Below are 13,788 nucleotides of genomic sequence, written 5' to 3' on the forward strand. Positions count from 1 at the left end.
TAGCAGGCCAGCGCGATCAGCGTGATGGGTCAGATTGTCATGCCCGGCAGAAATGCGGCTGCACTGCGCCAGAGCATGTAAAGGGCGACGATGAAGATCAGGCCGGCAAAGACCATGGTCAGTCGCCCGGTCTTTCCACCCAGTCGTTCCGCAAGCCATGTGCCGCCGATGCTGCCCGCCACGCCGCCCAGCACGAAGACCAGCGCGAGCGGCCAGTCGACCAGCCCGGAAAAGGCGTAGTTGGCGGCCGTCGTCAGCCCGAAGGCCGTGACCGCGACGAGCGAGGTGCCGACTGCCATCAACATCGGCATGCCCGTCGATGCGACGAGCCCCGGAACGATCAAAAAGCCGCCGCCGATGCCGAAAAAGCCTGAGAACACGCCCGACCCGAGGCCGTAGGCGACCACCTTGGGCGCCTTCTCCCGGTTGCATTCCGCGCCGGGATCGCCCGGATTGCCGCGCCCCTTGAGCATCAGGGCGCCAACCAGCAGCATGACCAGCGCGAAGAGGAACAGCAGCTTTTCGCCATCGACCATCTTGCCGAAGGTCGAGCCGGCGAGCGCGCCGACGATACCGGCGGCGGCGTAGATGCCGCCGCAGCGCCATTTGACATGATGGGCGCGCGCATGGCCGGCAAGTCCGGCAGCCGCATTGGCGGCGACGGCAAGGGCGCTCGTCCCGATCGCGACATGGGCATTGGGGACGCCGACGAGATAGACCATGAGCGGCACGGCTAGGATGGAGCCGCCACCGCCGACCAGACCCAGCACGAAGCCGACAAGGCCGCCGGACAAGGCGCCGAGGGCATATTGGATCGGCTCCATCATGACGGCTGGCCTGCCACGACGGTCAGCGGACAACTGCCATAGCCGTCATAGGCGGCCACCGGCGCCTTGCCGTCGAGCGCGGCCAGGGCGTTGCTCGCGGCAGCGGCAAGTCCCGAACGGAAGCCAGCGCGCGCTATCTCCTGCATATCCTGCGGAAGCCGTTGGGGGGACACGGAAAGGCGGGGTGTCAGCGGCTTGATGTCCATGGGGATGCTCCTTGTCGGCATCGCGTGATTATCGTGTCGTGAGACGGTGCAGAACCATGCCGGCGAGCATGGCCAGAACGAAGGGGGCGACCGCTGCGGGGGCGAGGGCGAGACTGGCTATGGCCGGGCCGGGGCACAGCCCGCCGATGCCCCATCCGATGCCGAACAACACCGCGCCGAGCACCAGTCTGCCATCAAGGCTGCGCGTTTCAGGCAGGTTGAAGGCCGTGTCCGCAAGCGGCTGCTCGAGCCGCTTCTGGACGAGCCAGGCAAGTGCCATCGGCATGATCGCGCCCCCCATGACGAAAGCCAGAGTGGGATCCCAGCGACCGAAGAGATCGAGGAAGGCGCGAACCCGCGCCGGATCGGCCATGCCGGAAATGGCCAGCCCGGCTCCGAACAGCATGCCTGATAGCAGGGCAATGACGATCCGCATCACAGCGCTCCCGCAAGGCGCATCACCGCCACTGTCGCGAAGCCGCTGGCCATGAATAGCCCGGTCGCCAGCATCGAGCGGCGCGACAGGCGCGACAGTCCGCATACGCCGTGACCGCTGGTGCAACCGGAGCCCAGTCTCGTGCCGAACCCGACGATCAGCCCGGCGATGATGAGCAGGGCCGGCGCGGGAAAGGTCGCCGCGACGCCGCCGGTCAGGGATGCGACGATGAACGCACCAAGAGGCAGGCCCAGGATGAAGACGATCGCGATTCCGCGCGGAGTCCCACTGTTTGCGATGCCGGTCGCGCGCGCGGTGAGGCCGCTCACCCCGGCGATCCGGCCCAGGCCCAGCAGCATGATCGCGGCGGCCAGGCCGATCATGAGCCCACCAACCAAGCCGGCGCCGGGCTGCGCATAAGGAAAGGCGGCGGCGATCATAGCTGGTTCACCGGGATCTTGAGATAAACGACGCCGTTGTCCTCCGCAGGCGGCAGATGGCCGGCGCGCATGTTGACCTGCACGGAAGGGAGGATGAGCCGCGGCATGGCCAGCGTGCGGTCGCGGCCTTCGCGCATGGCCACGAATTCGTCCTCGCTGACCCCGTCATGAGCGTGAACATTCGCCCGGCGCTGCTCGGCCACGGTCGTCTCCCAGACATAATGATCGCGACCTTCGGGTAGATAGTCGTGGCACATGAACAGGCGCGTTTGGGGCGGCAGGTCGAGAAGACGGCGCAGCGACCGGAACAGCGTGCGGGCATCGCCGCCGGGGAAGTCGGCCCGGGCGGTGCCGTAGTCCGGCATGAACATGGTATCGCCCACGAAGACGGCATCGCCGATCACATAGGCGACGCAGGCCGGAGTGTGGCCCGGCACATGCAGCACGGTGACCGACAGGTTGCCGATCTGGAAACTGTCGCCATCGGCCCAGAGATGGTCAAAGTCGGAGCCGTCCCGCGCAAATTCGGTGCCCGCGTTGAAAAGCTTCCCGAAAGTGTGCTGGACTTCGCAGATGTGCGCGCCGATCGCAATCTTGCCGCCCAGCTTCTGCTGGAGATAGGGCGCGGCCGACAGATGATCGGCGTGGGCGTGGGTTTCCAGATGCCAATCGAGGGCCAATCCTTGCTCGGCGACATAGGCGATGATCGGACCGGCGGCCTCGAATGTCGTCCGGCCGGACGCTGGATCATAGCTCAGCACGCTATCGATGACCGCCGCACGGCGCGTTTCCGGATCATGCACGACATAGGTGATCGTGAAGGTCGGCACATCGAAGAACGCCTTGATGATGGGTGCGCCCTTCCGTGCGGCAGCAATTTGCACGGCAGCCTTGGCGAGTGCGTCGTCGGACATGCGACTCTCTTTCAATTTCATATTTACAAAAACTATGTATTTATATATTTTGAAATCGTCAAGGGCTTGCCATATGCGGCGAGCGATCGCAGGGAATGCGGCATGGACGTTGAGATGATGAAGACAGCCGGTTCGGTGCGGATCGGCAATCAGGCGCCCGATTTTCAGGCCCGTTCCACGAAGGGGGATTTCCGGCTTTCGACCTTGCGCGGACAGTGGGTGATCTTCTTTTCCCATCCGGCGGATTTCACGCCGGTGTGCAGTACGGAATTTGCCGAACTGGCCCGTCGTCAGGCGGCTTTCGATTCGTTGAACTGCAAGCTGGTGGGCCTCTCGGTGGATAGCCTCTATGCCCATCTCGCCTGGGTGCGTGCCCTCAAGGATCTGTTCGGCGTCGACATCGGCTTCCCGATCATCGAGGATCCGAGCATGGTGGTGGGCCGCGCCTATGGCATGATCGACGATGCGGCTTCCGACAGCATGACCATGCGCTACACCTTCTTCATCGATCCCCAAGGAATCATTCGCGCGACGACCTGCTATCCGCACAATGTCGGCCGCTCCGTCGAGGAGATGCTGCGTCTGCTGCGCGCGTTGCAGTGCGTCGACGGCGCAGATGTGCTGACGCCGGAAGGCTGGGACGATGGCCAGCGGTTGCTGCTTCCCGTGGCGGAGCAGGCGGACGGCGATCGGGATTGGTTCTGCCGTTTCGAGGATCGCGCATGAAGGCGCTCTATGAGGATCGCGATGCTGCGGGAGTCGCGGCGGAAAAGATCAAGGTCTTTGCGCAATCGCAACGGCTGATGATCCTGTCCTGCCTGCTGCGCGGTGAACGCAATGTCGGCGAGATCGCAGAGATCACTGGACTTGTGCAGCCCGCGCTCAGCCAGCAACTGGGTGAACTGCGCCGCTCCGGGCTCGTTCAGACCCGCAAGGAAGCCAAGCAGGTCTGGTATATGCTGGCCGATGAAAGCGTCGCTTTGTGCGTCCGCAATATCGAAGCCATTTTCGCAGGGATGGGAACTCCGCAGCCGACGCCTGTTGAGACATCGTCTTTCCCGTCGAGGAAAAGACAGGGCGTCGCCAGTTTCGCGCGCATTTTATGATCCGCGCCTAACGAAATTCCGGATGGGCATTCCGGCCGCCGATCCGTCGGACAGCGCATGATCTTTTACATGCGCGACCGGAGCCTCACCTTCTCCCAACCGGGCGAAGCTGCGCAAAAGCAATGGATGTGGTGAATAATCGGCCGCTGTCCGCGGACCTGAGACGGTGGAGGATGGGAGGTCATGAAGCGCCCGTGCGGACTGACCGCAAGGATGACGTTCGTACCGCGCAATCGGGCGACCTTGAGATCAGGAAGATTCTTTGTTAATGGCTGCGGCCTCAACGCTAAACGAGCGTTGCAGTTGCACCACACCGCGTCATCGATATTGAACGTTCAAGGATAAACATTGCCTTCCTATAAAGCTCCCTCCTTCCAAGATCGTATTGCCGCTGCAGGATTGGCCAAACAGAAGGCTCTGGATGCGCTGAGAGCCAAGCCACCCGTCGACGAGGCTCTTATGGCGGAACGACGCCAGGCGCGCGAAGCGCGGGATCAGGCAATTGCGATCGAGCGGGCGGCCAAGGCTGAGGCGGTTGCTTTGGCCAAGGCTCAAAAGGCGGAACGCAAAGCGGCCGAGCAGGCGGCGGAAGCCGAAAAACAAGCCGCCGCCGCCGCCGCGGCGGCACTCAAGGCCGCCAGGCTGACCCCCGCCAGCGCCGCTGAAATGAAGGCTGCGCGGGATGCTCGCTACGCTGCGCGCAAAGCTCGCAAATAAATAGCTAATGCTGGCGTGCCACGGCTTTATCATGGTCAACACGCCCCAGCGCCCTAAGAGCGCATTGCCCAAGTCGGCTGCTGATCCACAGCCGAACCTTTGAGCATCCCAATTCTGGAGAACGCATGGCCGATTTGTATCAGAAAGCATTGGAGTCGGAACGCCGAAGCCTGTGGGCCGAATGCAGGTTGAAAGGTCTTGCAAAGGATACTCCGGAGCGCATCCGAATAGCGGAATTGGACGAATTGCTCGCGAAGCATAAAGCCAAGAAAGGCGCCGCATCTGACCCATCCGGCTCCCAGGCGAAAATTCCATGAACGGGTATGTGAAATTCGAAACGCCCGATGGCGATGTCCTTGCCATCAATGCGGACCGTGTCAGTTTCGTTCGGCGGTACAGGGGAACTGATCAAGCCAGCGCCATTAATTTCGAAAAGGGACATTACATCGTCGTCAAGGGCGACCTCAAAGCAGTAATGGAAGCGCTCGCGGAGGCGTAGTCTGCTGAGTTCGACCCTTTGCCGTCGTTCAGGACCGAAATCGGCCGCTGATGATTGTCGCAGGTCCACCCGGCGGGATATGGCTTTATCCCACTCCGGTGGCCATTTATCTGCTAAAATCGGTAGATTATTGTGACGATCCAGTTTCGTCATGGATGGGCCGGTGCGGAATATATCCCACTGGTTTTGTCGACTAATTACGCCGCGCTCTTTTCGGCAGCTTTGCTGCTGTAGCGATTGTCCGGCTGGGCGAGGCCCAGATGCTCGCGGAAGGTGGCGCCCTCATAATCGGTACGGAACAGACCGCGCGCCTGAAGGATCGGGACCACCTTGTCGACGAACAGGTCGAGCTGCCCGGGAAGCGGCTCGAACACCACGAAACCGTCGGCGGCGCCGTTTTCGAACCATTGCTGCAAGCGATCCGCCACGGTTTCGGGCGAGCCGACGAAGACACCGCGTGGCGTCGCCAGCCGCTCCGCCACTTGCCGCAAGGTCAGATTTTCGGCGCGCACCTGTGCCAATATGCGCAGCGTTCCGCTCTGCTGGCTGTTGAGCCCGATATGTTCGACATCGGGAAAGGGCGCATCCAGATCATATTGGCGGAAATCATGATCGTTGAAGGTCCGCGACAGGAAGCCGAGCCCCGTGTCAATCGATTCCAGCGCCGCCAGCTCGCGATAGCGCGCCTCCGCATCCTCATCCGTTTCCCCGACGATCGGGGCGATGCCCGGCAGGATGAAAAGCTGGTGCGGATCGCGACCGAAGCCTTTGGCCCGCGCTTTCACGTCGGCATAATAGGCCTGACCGGCTTCCTCGTCTTCGGCATGGGTGAAAATGACCTCCGCCCGCTTCGCCGCGAAATTGCGTCCGTCGTCCGATGCGCCCGCCTGGAAGATGACCGGCTGGCCCTGCGGTGTCCGCTTGATGTTGAGCGGACCGCGCACCTGGAAGAATTCGCCCTTATGGTCCAGCCGGTGGAGCCGATCGGGATCGACGAACTGGCCGCTCTTCTTGTCCGCGACATGGGCGTCCTCCTCCCAGCTATCCCACAAGCCCTGGACTACGTCGAGATATTCCCCGGCGATGCGATAGCGCACGGCATGGGGCGGATGTTCGGTCTTGCTGAAATTGGCCGCCGTGTCGCCCAGCCAGGACGTCACGATGTTCCATCCCGCCCGGCCGCCGCTCAGATGGTCGAGCGAGGCGAACTGGCGCGCGACGTTGAACGGCTCGGAGTAGCTGACCGTCAGCGTCCCGACCAGCCCGATGCGCGATGTCGTCGCCGCCAGCGCCGAGAGGATGGTGATGGGCTCGAAGCGATTGAGATAATGCGGGCTGGATTTTTCCGTGATCGACAGGCTGTCCGCGACGAAAAGGAAATCGAACTTGCCGCGTTCGGCCGTCGCGGCCTGCTTCTGATAATAGGCCAGGCTGGTGCTGGCGTTCACGTCGCGGCCGGGATGCCGCCAGTCGTTCCAGGTGCGGCCGACGCCGTGCAGGATGAAGCCGAGCTTGATATGACGCTGTTGGGGCATGATCGATGTCTCGCTGAATGAGTTGCAAAACAGGATTTAAGCGCCGGGATGCGCGCCGACCAATGCGTAATGATCGGTCATTTATGGATTTTGCAAAACCATCGAGCGTGACTCGCGCGCCGGATCGGACGGCAAATGGGCCGGGTAGGACATGGCATCCACGCGCCGCTCCAACTCCGCCAGCAACGTCCAGAGCCACCGCGCATCGTCCGCCGCGCGATGCCGCGCAGGGCAGAGGCGATCGGCATGTTTCTGCGCCGAAAATATATCTTCGCTCGCCACGGCAAGCGCGTCCAAGACGCTCGCGACATGTTCGATCGGACGGGCGCGGACCTCGCCCGCGGCGCCGGCCAGCAGGCGCCACCAATAGCCGTCGATCCTGCTGTCCGCGATGATGCGCCGGCTCCCGATGGCCCGGTTGAGTTCGGCAAATACTTGATGCGGCGGCATTCCCTCCCGTTCGAGCCGCTCGGGGCCGATGCCGTGCAGTTCCAACGCCTCCTGCGTCCAGTCCCATTTGCGCCATTCAGCGATGGGACGGATCAGCCAGGCTCGCGCTCCTTGCGCGTCGGCAATTCCCACTTCGATGGGAAAGGACCGGCCGTGATGCGGCAGGCAGCTCGCTTCGAAATCGATCGTGACATAATCCATCAGCGCCATCTCCACTCTCCGGTTTCCCGGCAGTTTCCGCGCTCCCGATCGGCGCGCGGCGACACCCCTCCCGGTCTATGTACATGGTCTGGCCACCGAATAATTATTGTCTCTACTGTGAGGATTATGAAGGATTGGAATAGGAAGAATGGAAATCGATCCTGAACATGGATTGCTATCGGGTGATCCAATCTTCTCCATGGATGAGCATTGCCAATAATATTCGGATATTCAAAGCATCGCCGCCCAATCGTCATAACCGCGCGGCGCAATCCTCCCTTAGCAATAGTCCGTCGCGGAATTGTCCGGCGACTTGAGAGGTGATGATATGTCCTCAGCAGCAGCAGATATTCTGGACCGTGCCGACGGGATCATCGGCATCCGCCCCCTGCAACCGACCATCGGCGCCGAAATCGACGGCGTCGATCTCAGCAGGCCGCTTTCCCCGGAACAGCGCGACGCCATCCGCGCCGCGCTGTTGCGCTACAAGGTGCTATTCTTCCGCGACCAGCCGCTCACCAACGATCAGCATGCTGCCTTCGCGGGTGCTTTCGGTCCGCTCTATACCCACCCGAGCAACACCGCCGATCCCAAGATCGCGCCGATCCACAAGATCGCCGCAGCCGATGCGGCCAAATATGAAAAGCGCATCCATCGCGACGTGAAGCCGGGCGACGGCTATCACAGCGACACGAGCTGGCGGCTGGTGCCGACCTGGGGCGCGGTGCTGCGCGCCGTCACATTGCCTGAGGTTGGCGGGGACACCATCTGGGTCGACGCCCATCTCGCCTATGAAGGCCTGTCCGACGATGTGAAGGCCCGGCTGGCGGGGCTGCATGTCACCCATGACTTCCGGGAAGCATTGACCGGCGCGGGTCACGACTATCCGATCGTCGCGCATCCTGTCGTGCGCACCCATCGCGAAACCGGCCAGAAAATTCTCTGGGTTAACTATACCCAGCGGCCCCAGATATTGGGCGTGGAGCTTGCCGAGAGCCGCGAATTGCTCGACGAGATCGTCCGCCAGTATAAGCGGCCCGAATATCAGGTGCGCTTCTCCTGGCGTCCCAATTCGGTCGCCTTCTGGGACAATCGCGCTGCGGTCCATTATGCTGTGCGCAACTATGGCGATTTCCCGCGTGTTCTTGAACGCATCCTGATTGCGGACGAGCCGCTCTACGCGAACCTCTGATCCCTGACTGGCCGGTCGCGGAGACGCCATGACTCGCAATCCCTCCTCCCGGCGCAGGGTTCTTCCCTGGATTGCCCTAGCCGCCCTGATCGCGGCGGTGGCGATCGGCCTCGTCTCGTTTCGTCAGCACGGCGGGGCCGATCAGGTTCGGCCGGTCCTGAAGATCGGAGACCAGCGCGGCGGCGCGCAGGCGCTGATGCGCGCGGCCGGGGAACTGGACGATGTGCCCTATCGGATCGAATGGGCGCAGTTTCCGGCCGCCTCTCCCTTGCTGGAGGCGCTGGGGGCAGGGGCGATCGATGTCGGCGGCGTGGGGGGACCGCCCTTTGCCTTTGCCTATGCGGGCGGCGCGAAGATCAAGGCGGTCTTCGCCTATCGCCCTCAGGGCGCGCATGTCGGTCGCGCTTCCGCCATCGTCGTGCCGAAGGACTCTCCGATCCGGTCCCTGGCGCAGCTCAAGGGGCGTCGGCTTGCCACCGTCCGGGGGTCCGTCGGGCAGGATCTGGCGCTTCGCCTGATCGAGAAGGCGGGACTCGCGCCGTCCGATATCCGCTGGACCTATCTCGACAACGGCGCCGCTAAGGCTGCGCTGGAAAGCGGCGCGATCGACGCCTGGTCGACCTGGGGCAGCTATGTCGGCATCGCGGTCATGGAAAATGGCGACCGGGCGCTGGGGGACGCCAGCAGCCTGCCCACCCAGGCCGGTTTCTTCGCGGCATCGGATGCAGCGATCCAGGGTAAGAGGGCAGTGCTGGGCGATTTCCTCGCGCGGCTCAATCGGGCGCGGCGCTGGGCCGCGGCGCATCCCGACGCCTTTGCCCGGACGCTGGCGCGGGAGACGGGCCTGCCCTTCAAGGTCGCCCGCTTTTCCATCTCCGCCTATATCGGCACGGCAGAGCCGATCGACGATGCGCTGGTCCGCGAACAAACCGAAATCTTCGCCCGATACCGCCGCGCCGGCATCATCCCCGCGCTGCCCGACATTCGCGGCGCCTATGATCCCTCCTTCAACGCCACGACCCTGGCCCGGCGGGACTGAACCCCCTTTTACCATTTCGAAGGAATCCCGATGAAAAGCCTGCTGCTCGCGGGTGCCGCCCTGTCCGGCGCCGCCCTTCCGTCCTATGCCTTCGCGCAGGAGCCTGGCGCGGTGCCGCCCGCCGCTGCCGACGATGCGGAGGCGGGATCAGCGATCGTCGTCACCGGTACGCGCCGGGGCGGGGGACGGACGGTGGCCGACAGCCCGGTGCCGATCGACGTCATCAGCCCCCAGGAATTGCAGGCCACCGGCCGCACCGGCCTTAAGGAAGTGCTGGGCAACATCATCCCCTCGCTCACCATGCCGGCGCTGGGCGGCGGCGGCACATCGGCCAGCGTGCGCCCCATTTCCATTCGGGGTCTGTCGGGCGACTATCTGCTGGTGCTGGTCAACGGCAAGCGGCGGCACACGACGGCGCTTATCAATAACCTTTCGCGCATATCGGGCGGCTCGACGCCGGTCGACATCGACCTGATCCCCACCAACGCCGTGGGCCGGATCGAGGTGCTGCGCGACGGCGCCGCCGCCCAATATGGGTCGGACGCGATTTCCGGCGTCATCAACATCCTGCTGGACGACGCGCCGGAGGGCGGTTCCTTCTCCGCCACCGCCGGGCAGCTTTATGAAAAGGGCGGCGCGCTGGTGCAGCAGGGGCTGAGCTATGGCACGCGCATCGGCGGCGATGGGTTCATCCGCCTTGCGGTGGAGGGGAAATATCATGACCGCGCCGACAGTTCGGCCGAACCTGTGCCCTATGTCTATCCCTTGGTGAACGGCGCGCCCGACCCGCGCGAGGCCAATGCCGATCATCTGATCGCGGGCGGTTATGGCCGCTCCAACCGCGACAAGATCGTCAACGGATCGTTGAATGCCGAACTGCCCGTTGGCGCGGCGCTGACCGCCTACAGCTTCTCCACCCTCAGCTACCGCGACATCGACGACAAGCGCGGGGCCATTGTCCCGGCAAAGACCGGCTATGGGGGACAGACCAATGGTCAGGGACAGACGTCCCTGCCGGGCATTTACCCTTCGGGCTTTCAGGCGCGGCGGCGCATCCGGGAATGGGATTGGCAGTCAGCCGTCGGGCTGCGCGGCGATCTGACGGCGGGATGGTCGTTCGATCTTTCCACCAGCTATGGCCGCGACCATGTGAAGCTGGGGGCGGTAGGCACGCTCAATCCCTCGCTCGGCCCTGCCAGCCCGACAAGTTTCTTCATGGGCAAGCAGATACAGGATCTTTGGGTCAACAATCTGGAATTCACCCGCAGCTACGACATCGGCACCGCCCAGCCGCTGGACGTGGCGATCGGGTTCGAGCATCGCTGGGAAAAATTCCGCAACCGCGCCGGGGAACCGGACAGCTATCGCGACGGCGGCTATGTGATCCCCGCCGATGGAACGCCATTCGGCAACGCCTATGGCGGCCGGTCGCCTTCGCCGGGACTGGTGTCCTTCACCGGAACCTCCCCCGCGGACGAGGCGACGCTCAGCCGCAACAATCTGGCCGCCTATGTCGACCTGTCGGCGGACGTGACGCCGGGCTGGTTCGTCGGCGTCGCCGGGCGCTTCGAACATTATGACGACAGCGCGGGCGACACGGTATCGGGCAAATTCTCCACCCGCTATGAATTCGCGCCCGGCCTGGCCCTTCGCGGCGGCGTCAACACCGGCTTCCGCGCACCCTCGCTGGCGCAGGGCGGCTTTTCGACCACGCAGAACACGGCGACGATCATCGGCAATGAGCGGGTCAGCACCACCTCGAAATTCCTGCCGGTCGGCAGCGTCGCCGCCCAAGCGCTGGGCGCCAGTCCGCTCAAGCCCGAAAAGTCGCTCAACTACACGGCGGGCCTTTCCTTCGAGCGCGGGCCGTTCCGCCTGACGGTCGACGCCTATCAGATCAAGGTGGACGACCGCATCGTCAAGACCGAATTCCTCGGCACGGCGTCCAATGGCGGGTCGACCATCCGCGCGATCCTGGTCGCCAACGGCATCGATGATGTCGACAGCGCGCAATTCTTCGCCAACGCCATCGACACCCGGACGCGCGGCGTCGATGTCGTGGCCGAATATACGCTGCGCACCGGCGGGCTCGGCAGTTTCCGCCTGAATGCCGCCTACAGCTATAATCGCACGAAGATTACCCAGGTCATCGACACGCCACAGCAACTCGCCGCGCTCAAGGTCACCCTGTTCGGCCGTCAGGCGCAGCGCGATCTGGTCGCCGCGACGCCGCGTACGAAGCTGGTGCTGACGAACGACTGGTCGCTGGGGCCGCTGCATGCACTGGCGCGGTTGACCCGCTTCGGCGGCTATGTGGAATCGAGCAATGTCGCGAGCGGCGACCGTAAATTCGGCGCGAAATGGATTGCGGATCTGGACGTCGGCTATGACATCAGCGATCGGCTGACATTGTCGGTCGGCGCCAATAACCTGTTCGACACCTATCCGGACCGCAACGGCGTAATCGCTTATGACGGTTCGGGCGCGTACGGCAATTTCGCGCCGTTCGGGCTCAGCGGCGGTTTCTATTATGGACGGGTGTCGGCACGTTTCTAGGCCGTAAACTCATAAATGGCGCGCTCGAGGCGCCAAAACGGCGAACATATCGGGCCGAAATGCGCGCGGCGAAGGTTGGACACCTTTGCAAGCGCATTTCGGTTCGAGATGGAAGCCATTTTGGCGTCCTGCGGATTTGACCAAAAAGGCCCATCCCGGCGTCGAGAGGGCTTGAAATATCGACATATTCCTGCGCCCTCTCTCCTTGTGCTGGGCCTTTTTGCCTCAAACCTCGAACGCGACATTAATGAGTTTACGGCCTAGCTTATCGTCCACCCGCCCCCAAGCGCCTTGAACAGATCGACCTGCGCGAAGGCTACCGCGCGGTTCGCCGTCGCCAGATCGCTCTCCGCCGCCGCCAGCGTCCGCTGCGCATCCAGCACCGTCAGGAAGTCGATCTGCCCTTCTCGCTGGCGGGCAAGGCTGATGCGCGCCGCCCGGTCGGCGGCTTCTCGGGCGGCCTTGAGCGTATCGCGGCGCTCCAGCGCATGGGCATAGACCGACAGCGCCGTCTCCGTTTCCTCCAACGCCCGCAGCACCGTGCCGTCGAAGGTCGCGAGCGAGCCGTCTGCATCGGCCCTGGCGGCGGCGATACGGGCGCGATTGGCTTCTTGATTGGGGAAGGCCCAGTTGATGAGCGGCCCCAGCAGCCAGCGGAACGGGCCGCCGCCGAATATATCGCCGCCGCCGATCGCCGTCGTGCCGATCGATCCGCCCAGCGTGATGCGTGGATAGAGGTCCGCCGTCGCCACGCCGATGCGCGCGGTATCGGCAGCGAGCCGCTGCTCGGCGGCGCGCACGTCTGGACGGCGGGCGAGCAGGGCGCGCCCGTCCCCCACCGGAATGGGCTGGCTGAGGCCGGGCGTCGTCTTCTGGTCGCGGATGGTGGCGGGCAGCTCCTGCGGCGTGCGGCCGGTGAGGGTCGCAAGGCGGAAGAGCGCACCATCCCGGTCCGCGATCAGACTGGGGATGATCGCCGCCTGCTGGTCGCGCAGCGCCGTCACCCGGATCACGTCCAGCCGGTCGGATCGGCCCACCTCGAACCGGGCGTTGGTGATGCGGATGCTGTTGTCGAGCAGCGCCACCGTCTGCTGCGCGACCGCGAGGCGTTCGGCCGAGCTGGTCGCGTCGACATAGGCGCGCACCGTGTCCGCCGCCACCGCCACGCGCACCGCGTCGGCATCGCCCGCCGCCGCGCTGAGATCGCCCTTGGCGGCTTCGATGCTGCGCTTGACGCGGCCGAACAGGTCGATCTCATAGGCGACGTTCAGGCCCGCATCGACGGTCCAGTTCTCGCGGTCGGCTCCCGGCAGGGTCTGGGCTGCGGAGGCCCGGCCATAGCTGGGCGAACCGCTCAAACTCGTCTGCGGCAGCTTGTCGGAACGGGCGCCGCGCAACTGGGCGCGGGCCTTTTCGAGCCGGGCGACAGCCACGCGGATGTCGGTATTGGCCTTCAGCGCATCCTGCACCAGCCCGTCCAGCATCGCGTCGTTATAGAGCCGCCACCAATGATCGTCGGCCTCAGCGGCGCTGACCGCCGGGCTGGCGGTGCCGATGAAGGCTCCGGCAGCGGTGGTGGGGGTGGCCGGAGCCTTATAGTCCGGCCCTGCGGCGCAGGCGGTCAAGGCCGATGCGCCCAGCAGAAGGGGGAGGAGGGTCTTTATCATCTT

General features: G+C 64.1%; 16 protein-coding genes and 1 other annotated feature. Of the genes, 8 read left to right on the top strand and 8 right to left on the bottom strand.

Features of this window, described 5'->3' with window-relative positions:
* Nucleotides 1-29: 29 nt before the first annotated feature.
* Genes HHL26_RS02385 through HHL26_RS02405 form a run of 5 tightly spaced genes read right to left on the bottom strand, consistent with a single transcriptional unit; the run spans nucleotide 30 to nucleotide 2,823 of the window.
* The gene (locus HHL26_RS02385; RefSeq protein ID WP_066562295.1) at nucleotides 30-827 is read right to left on the bottom strand and encodes a sulfite exporter TauE/SafE family protein; all 798 of its coding nucleotides are present in this window, start codon (nucleotides 825-827) and stop codon (nucleotides 30-32) included.
* On the bottom strand, nucleotides 824-1,033 hold the full coding sequence (locus HHL26_RS02390) for a hypothetical protein (protein ID WP_066562297.1): 210 nt from the start codon (nucleotides 1,031-1,033) through the stop codon (nucleotides 824-826). The genes HHL26_RS02385 and HHL26_RS02390 overlap by 4 nt, the downstream gene beginning before the upstream one ends.
* A 28-nt stretch (nucleotides 1,034-1,061) precedes the next feature.
* Nucleotides 1,062-1,469: a DUF6691 family protein gene (locus HHL26_RS02395; protein ID WP_197672820.1), complete on the bottom strand. Its 408-nt coding sequence runs from the start codon at nucleotides 1,467-1,469 to the stop codon at nucleotides 1,062-1,064.
* Nucleotides 1,469-1,909 (bottom strand): YeeE/YedE thiosulfate transporter family protein, encoded by a 441-nt coding sequence (locus tag HHL26_RS02400; protein WP_066562299.1) that lies wholly within the window; start codon nucleotides 1,907-1,909, stop codon nucleotides 1,469-1,471. The genes HHL26_RS02395 and HHL26_RS02400 overlap by 1 nt, the downstream gene beginning before the upstream one ends.
* Nucleotides 1,906-2,823: an MBL fold metallo-hydrolase gene (locus tag HHL26_RS02405; protein ID WP_066562300.1), complete on the bottom strand. Its 918-nt coding sequence runs from the start codon at nucleotides 2,821-2,823 to the stop codon at nucleotides 1,906-1,908. The genes HHL26_RS02400 and HHL26_RS02405 overlap by 4 nt, the downstream gene beginning before the upstream one ends.
* Before the next feature lie 114 nt (nucleotides 2,824-2,937).
* On the opposite strand from HHL26_RS02405, the gene HHL26_RS02410 reads away from it, so the two are divergent.
* The 5 genes from HHL26_RS02410 to HHL26_RS02430 all read left to right on the top strand — a co-directional run bounded on the left by HHL26_RS02410 (nucleotide 2,938) and on the right by HHL26_RS02430 (nucleotide 5,145).
* Entirely contained in the window at nucleotides 2,938-3,549 is a 612-nt protein-coding gene (locus tag HHL26_RS02410) for a peroxiredoxin (protein WP_237230137.1), read from the top strand.
* Nucleotides 3,546-3,929, top strand: a complete 384-nt coding sequence (locus HHL26_RS02415) for a metalloregulator ArsR/SmtB family transcription factor (RefSeq protein ID WP_066562304.1) — start codon at nucleotides 3,546-3,548, stop codon at nucleotides 3,927-3,929. Before HHL26_RS02410 ends, HHL26_RS02415 begins: the two co-directional genes overlap by 4 nt.
* Nucleotides 3,924-3,985, top strand: a sequence feature (sul1 is cis-regulatory element that is thought to sense ions involved in sulfur or methionine metabolism; They are found in Alphaproteobacteria). (Overlaps the previous gene by 6 nt.)
* Nucleotides 3,986-4,277: 292 nt before the next feature.
* Entirely contained in the window at nucleotides 4,278-4,646 is a 369-nt protein-coding gene (locus HHL26_RS02420; RefSeq protein ID WP_066562307.1) for a DUF6481 family protein, read from the top strand.
* Between the two features lie 125 nt (nucleotides 4,647-4,771).
* Entirely contained in the window at nucleotides 4,772-4,963 is a 192-nt protein-coding gene (locus HHL26_RS02425; protein WP_066562308.1) for a hypothetical protein, read from the top strand.
* Nucleotides 4,960-5,145, top strand: coding sequence for a hypothetical protein (locus tag HHL26_RS02430; RefSeq protein WP_066562309.1), 186 nt, complete (start codon nucleotides 4,960-4,962; stop codon nucleotides 5,143-5,145). Before HHL26_RS02425 ends, HHL26_RS02430 begins: the two co-directional genes overlap by 4 nt.
* Before the next feature lie 197 nt (nucleotides 5,146-5,342).
* Here the strand turns inward: HHL26_RS02430 and HHL26_RS02435 are convergent, their stop codons facing one another.
* Nucleotides 5,343-6,680, bottom strand: coding sequence for an LLM class flavin-dependent oxidoreductase (locus HHL26_RS02435; protein ID WP_066562312.1), 1,338 nt, complete (start codon nucleotides 6,678-6,680; stop codon nucleotides 5,343-5,345).
* A gap of 81 nt (nucleotides 6,681-6,761) precedes the next feature.
* Nucleotides 6,762-7,340, bottom strand: coding sequence for a hypothetical protein (locus HHL26_RS02440; protein ID WP_237230139.1), 579 nt, complete (start codon nucleotides 7,338-7,340; stop codon nucleotides 6,762-6,764).
* A gap of 319 nt (nucleotides 7,341-7,659) precedes the next feature.
* Here HHL26_RS02440 and HHL26_RS02445 point away from each other — a divergent pair, with 319 nt between their 5' ends.
* Genes HHL26_RS02445 through HHL26_RS02455 form a run of 3 tightly spaced genes read left to right on the top strand, consistent with a single transcriptional unit; the run spans nucleotide 7,660 to nucleotide 12,118 of the window.
* Entirely contained in the window at nucleotides 7,660-8,523 is an 864-nt protein-coding gene (locus HHL26_RS02445) for a TauD/TfdA family dioxygenase (protein WP_066562314.1), read from the top strand.
* Nucleotides 8,524-8,551: 28 nt separating this feature from the next.
* The gene (locus HHL26_RS02450; protein ID WP_066562315.1) at nucleotides 8,552-9,562 is read left to right on the top strand and encodes an ABC transporter substrate-binding protein; all 1,011 of its coding nucleotides are present in this window, start codon (nucleotides 8,552-8,554) and stop codon (nucleotides 9,560-9,562) included.
* 30 nt (nucleotides 9,563-9,592) lie between these two features.
* Complete coding sequence (locus HHL26_RS02455; protein ID WP_066562316.1) at nucleotides 9,593-12,118, top strand: TonB-dependent receptor; 2,526 nt, start codon at nucleotides 9,593-9,595, stop codon at nucleotides 12,116-12,118.
* Between the two features lie 260 nt (nucleotides 12,119-12,378).
* Here the strand turns inward: HHL26_RS02455 and HHL26_RS02460 are convergent, their stop codons facing one another.
* Nucleotides 12,379-13,785 carry an efflux transporter outer membrane subunit gene (locus HHL26_RS02460; RefSeq protein WP_066562317.1) on the bottom strand — a complete coding sequence of 469 codons (1,407 nt, stop codon included), beginning with the start codon at nucleotides 13,783-13,785 and terminating at the stop codon, nucleotides 12,379-12,381.
* Nucleotides 13,786-13,788 lie beyond the last annotated feature (3 nt).

Origin of the sequence: Sphingobium sp. TB-6 (assembly GCF_012927365.1) — a bacterium.
In the GTDB taxonomy this organism is placed as follows: Bacteria; Pseudomonadota; Alphaproteobacteria; order Sphingomonadales; family Sphingomonadaceae; genus Sphingobium.

Excerpts from the sequence above, each read along its gene's own strand:
- HHL26_RS02385 (WP_066562295.1), bottom strand. The coding sequence starts at position 827 with ATGATGGAGCCGATCCAATATGCCCTCGGCGCCTTGTCCGGCGGCCTT.
- HHL26_RS02390 (WP_066562297.1), bottom strand. The coding sequence starts at position 1,033 with ATGGACATCAAGCCGCTGACACCCCGCCTTTCCGTGTCCCCCCAACGG.
- HHL26_RS02395 (WP_197672820.1), bottom strand. The coding sequence starts at position 1,469 with ATGCGGATCGTCATTGCCCTGCTATCAGGCATGCTGTTCGGAGCCGGG.
- HHL26_RS02400 (WP_066562299.1), bottom strand. The coding sequence starts at position 1,909 with ATGATCGCCGCCGCCTTTCCTTATGCGCAGCCCGGCGCCGGCTTGGTT.
- HHL26_RS02405 (WP_066562300.1), bottom strand. The coding sequence starts at position 2,823 with ATGTCCGACGACGCACTCGCCAAGGCTGCCGTGCAAATTGCTGCCGCA.
- HHL26_RS02410 (WP_237230137.1), top strand. The coding sequence starts at position 2,938 with ATGATGAAGACAGCCGGTTCGGTGCGGATCGGCAATCAGGCGCCCGAT.
- HHL26_RS02415 (WP_066562304.1), top strand. The coding sequence starts at position 3,546 with ATGAAGGCGCTCTATGAGGATCGCGATGCTGCGGGAGTCGCGGCGGAA.
- HHL26_RS02425 (WP_066562308.1), top strand. The coding sequence starts at position 4,772 with ATGGCCGATTTGTATCAGAAAGCATTGGAGTCGGAACGCCGAAGCCTG.
- HHL26_RS02430 (WP_066562309.1), top strand. The coding sequence starts at position 4,960 with ATGAACGGGTATGTGAAATTCGAAACGCCCGATGGCGATGTCCTTGCC.
- HHL26_RS02435 (WP_066562312.1), bottom strand. The coding sequence starts at position 6,680 with ATGCCCCAACAGCGTCATATCAAGCTCGGCTTCATCCTGCACGGCGTC.
- HHL26_RS02440 (WP_237230139.1), bottom strand. The coding sequence starts at position 7,340 with ATGGCGCTGATGGATTATGTCACGATCGATTTCGAAGCGAGCTGCCTG.
- HHL26_RS02445 (WP_066562314.1), top strand. The coding sequence starts at position 7,660 with ATGTCCTCAGCAGCAGCAGATATTCTGGACCGTGCCGACGGGATCATC.
- HHL26_RS02450 (WP_066562315.1), top strand. The coding sequence starts at position 8,552 with ATGACTCGCAATCCCTCCTCCCGGCGCAGGGTTCTTCCCTGGATTGCC.
- HHL26_RS02455 (WP_066562316.1), top strand. The coding sequence starts at position 9,593 with ATGAAAAGCCTGCTGCTCGCGGGTGCCGCCCTGTCCGGCGCCGCCCTT.
- HHL26_RS02460 (WP_066562317.1), bottom strand. The coding sequence starts at position 13,785 with ATGATAAAGACCCTCCTCCCCCTTCTGCTGGGCGCATCGGCCTTGACC.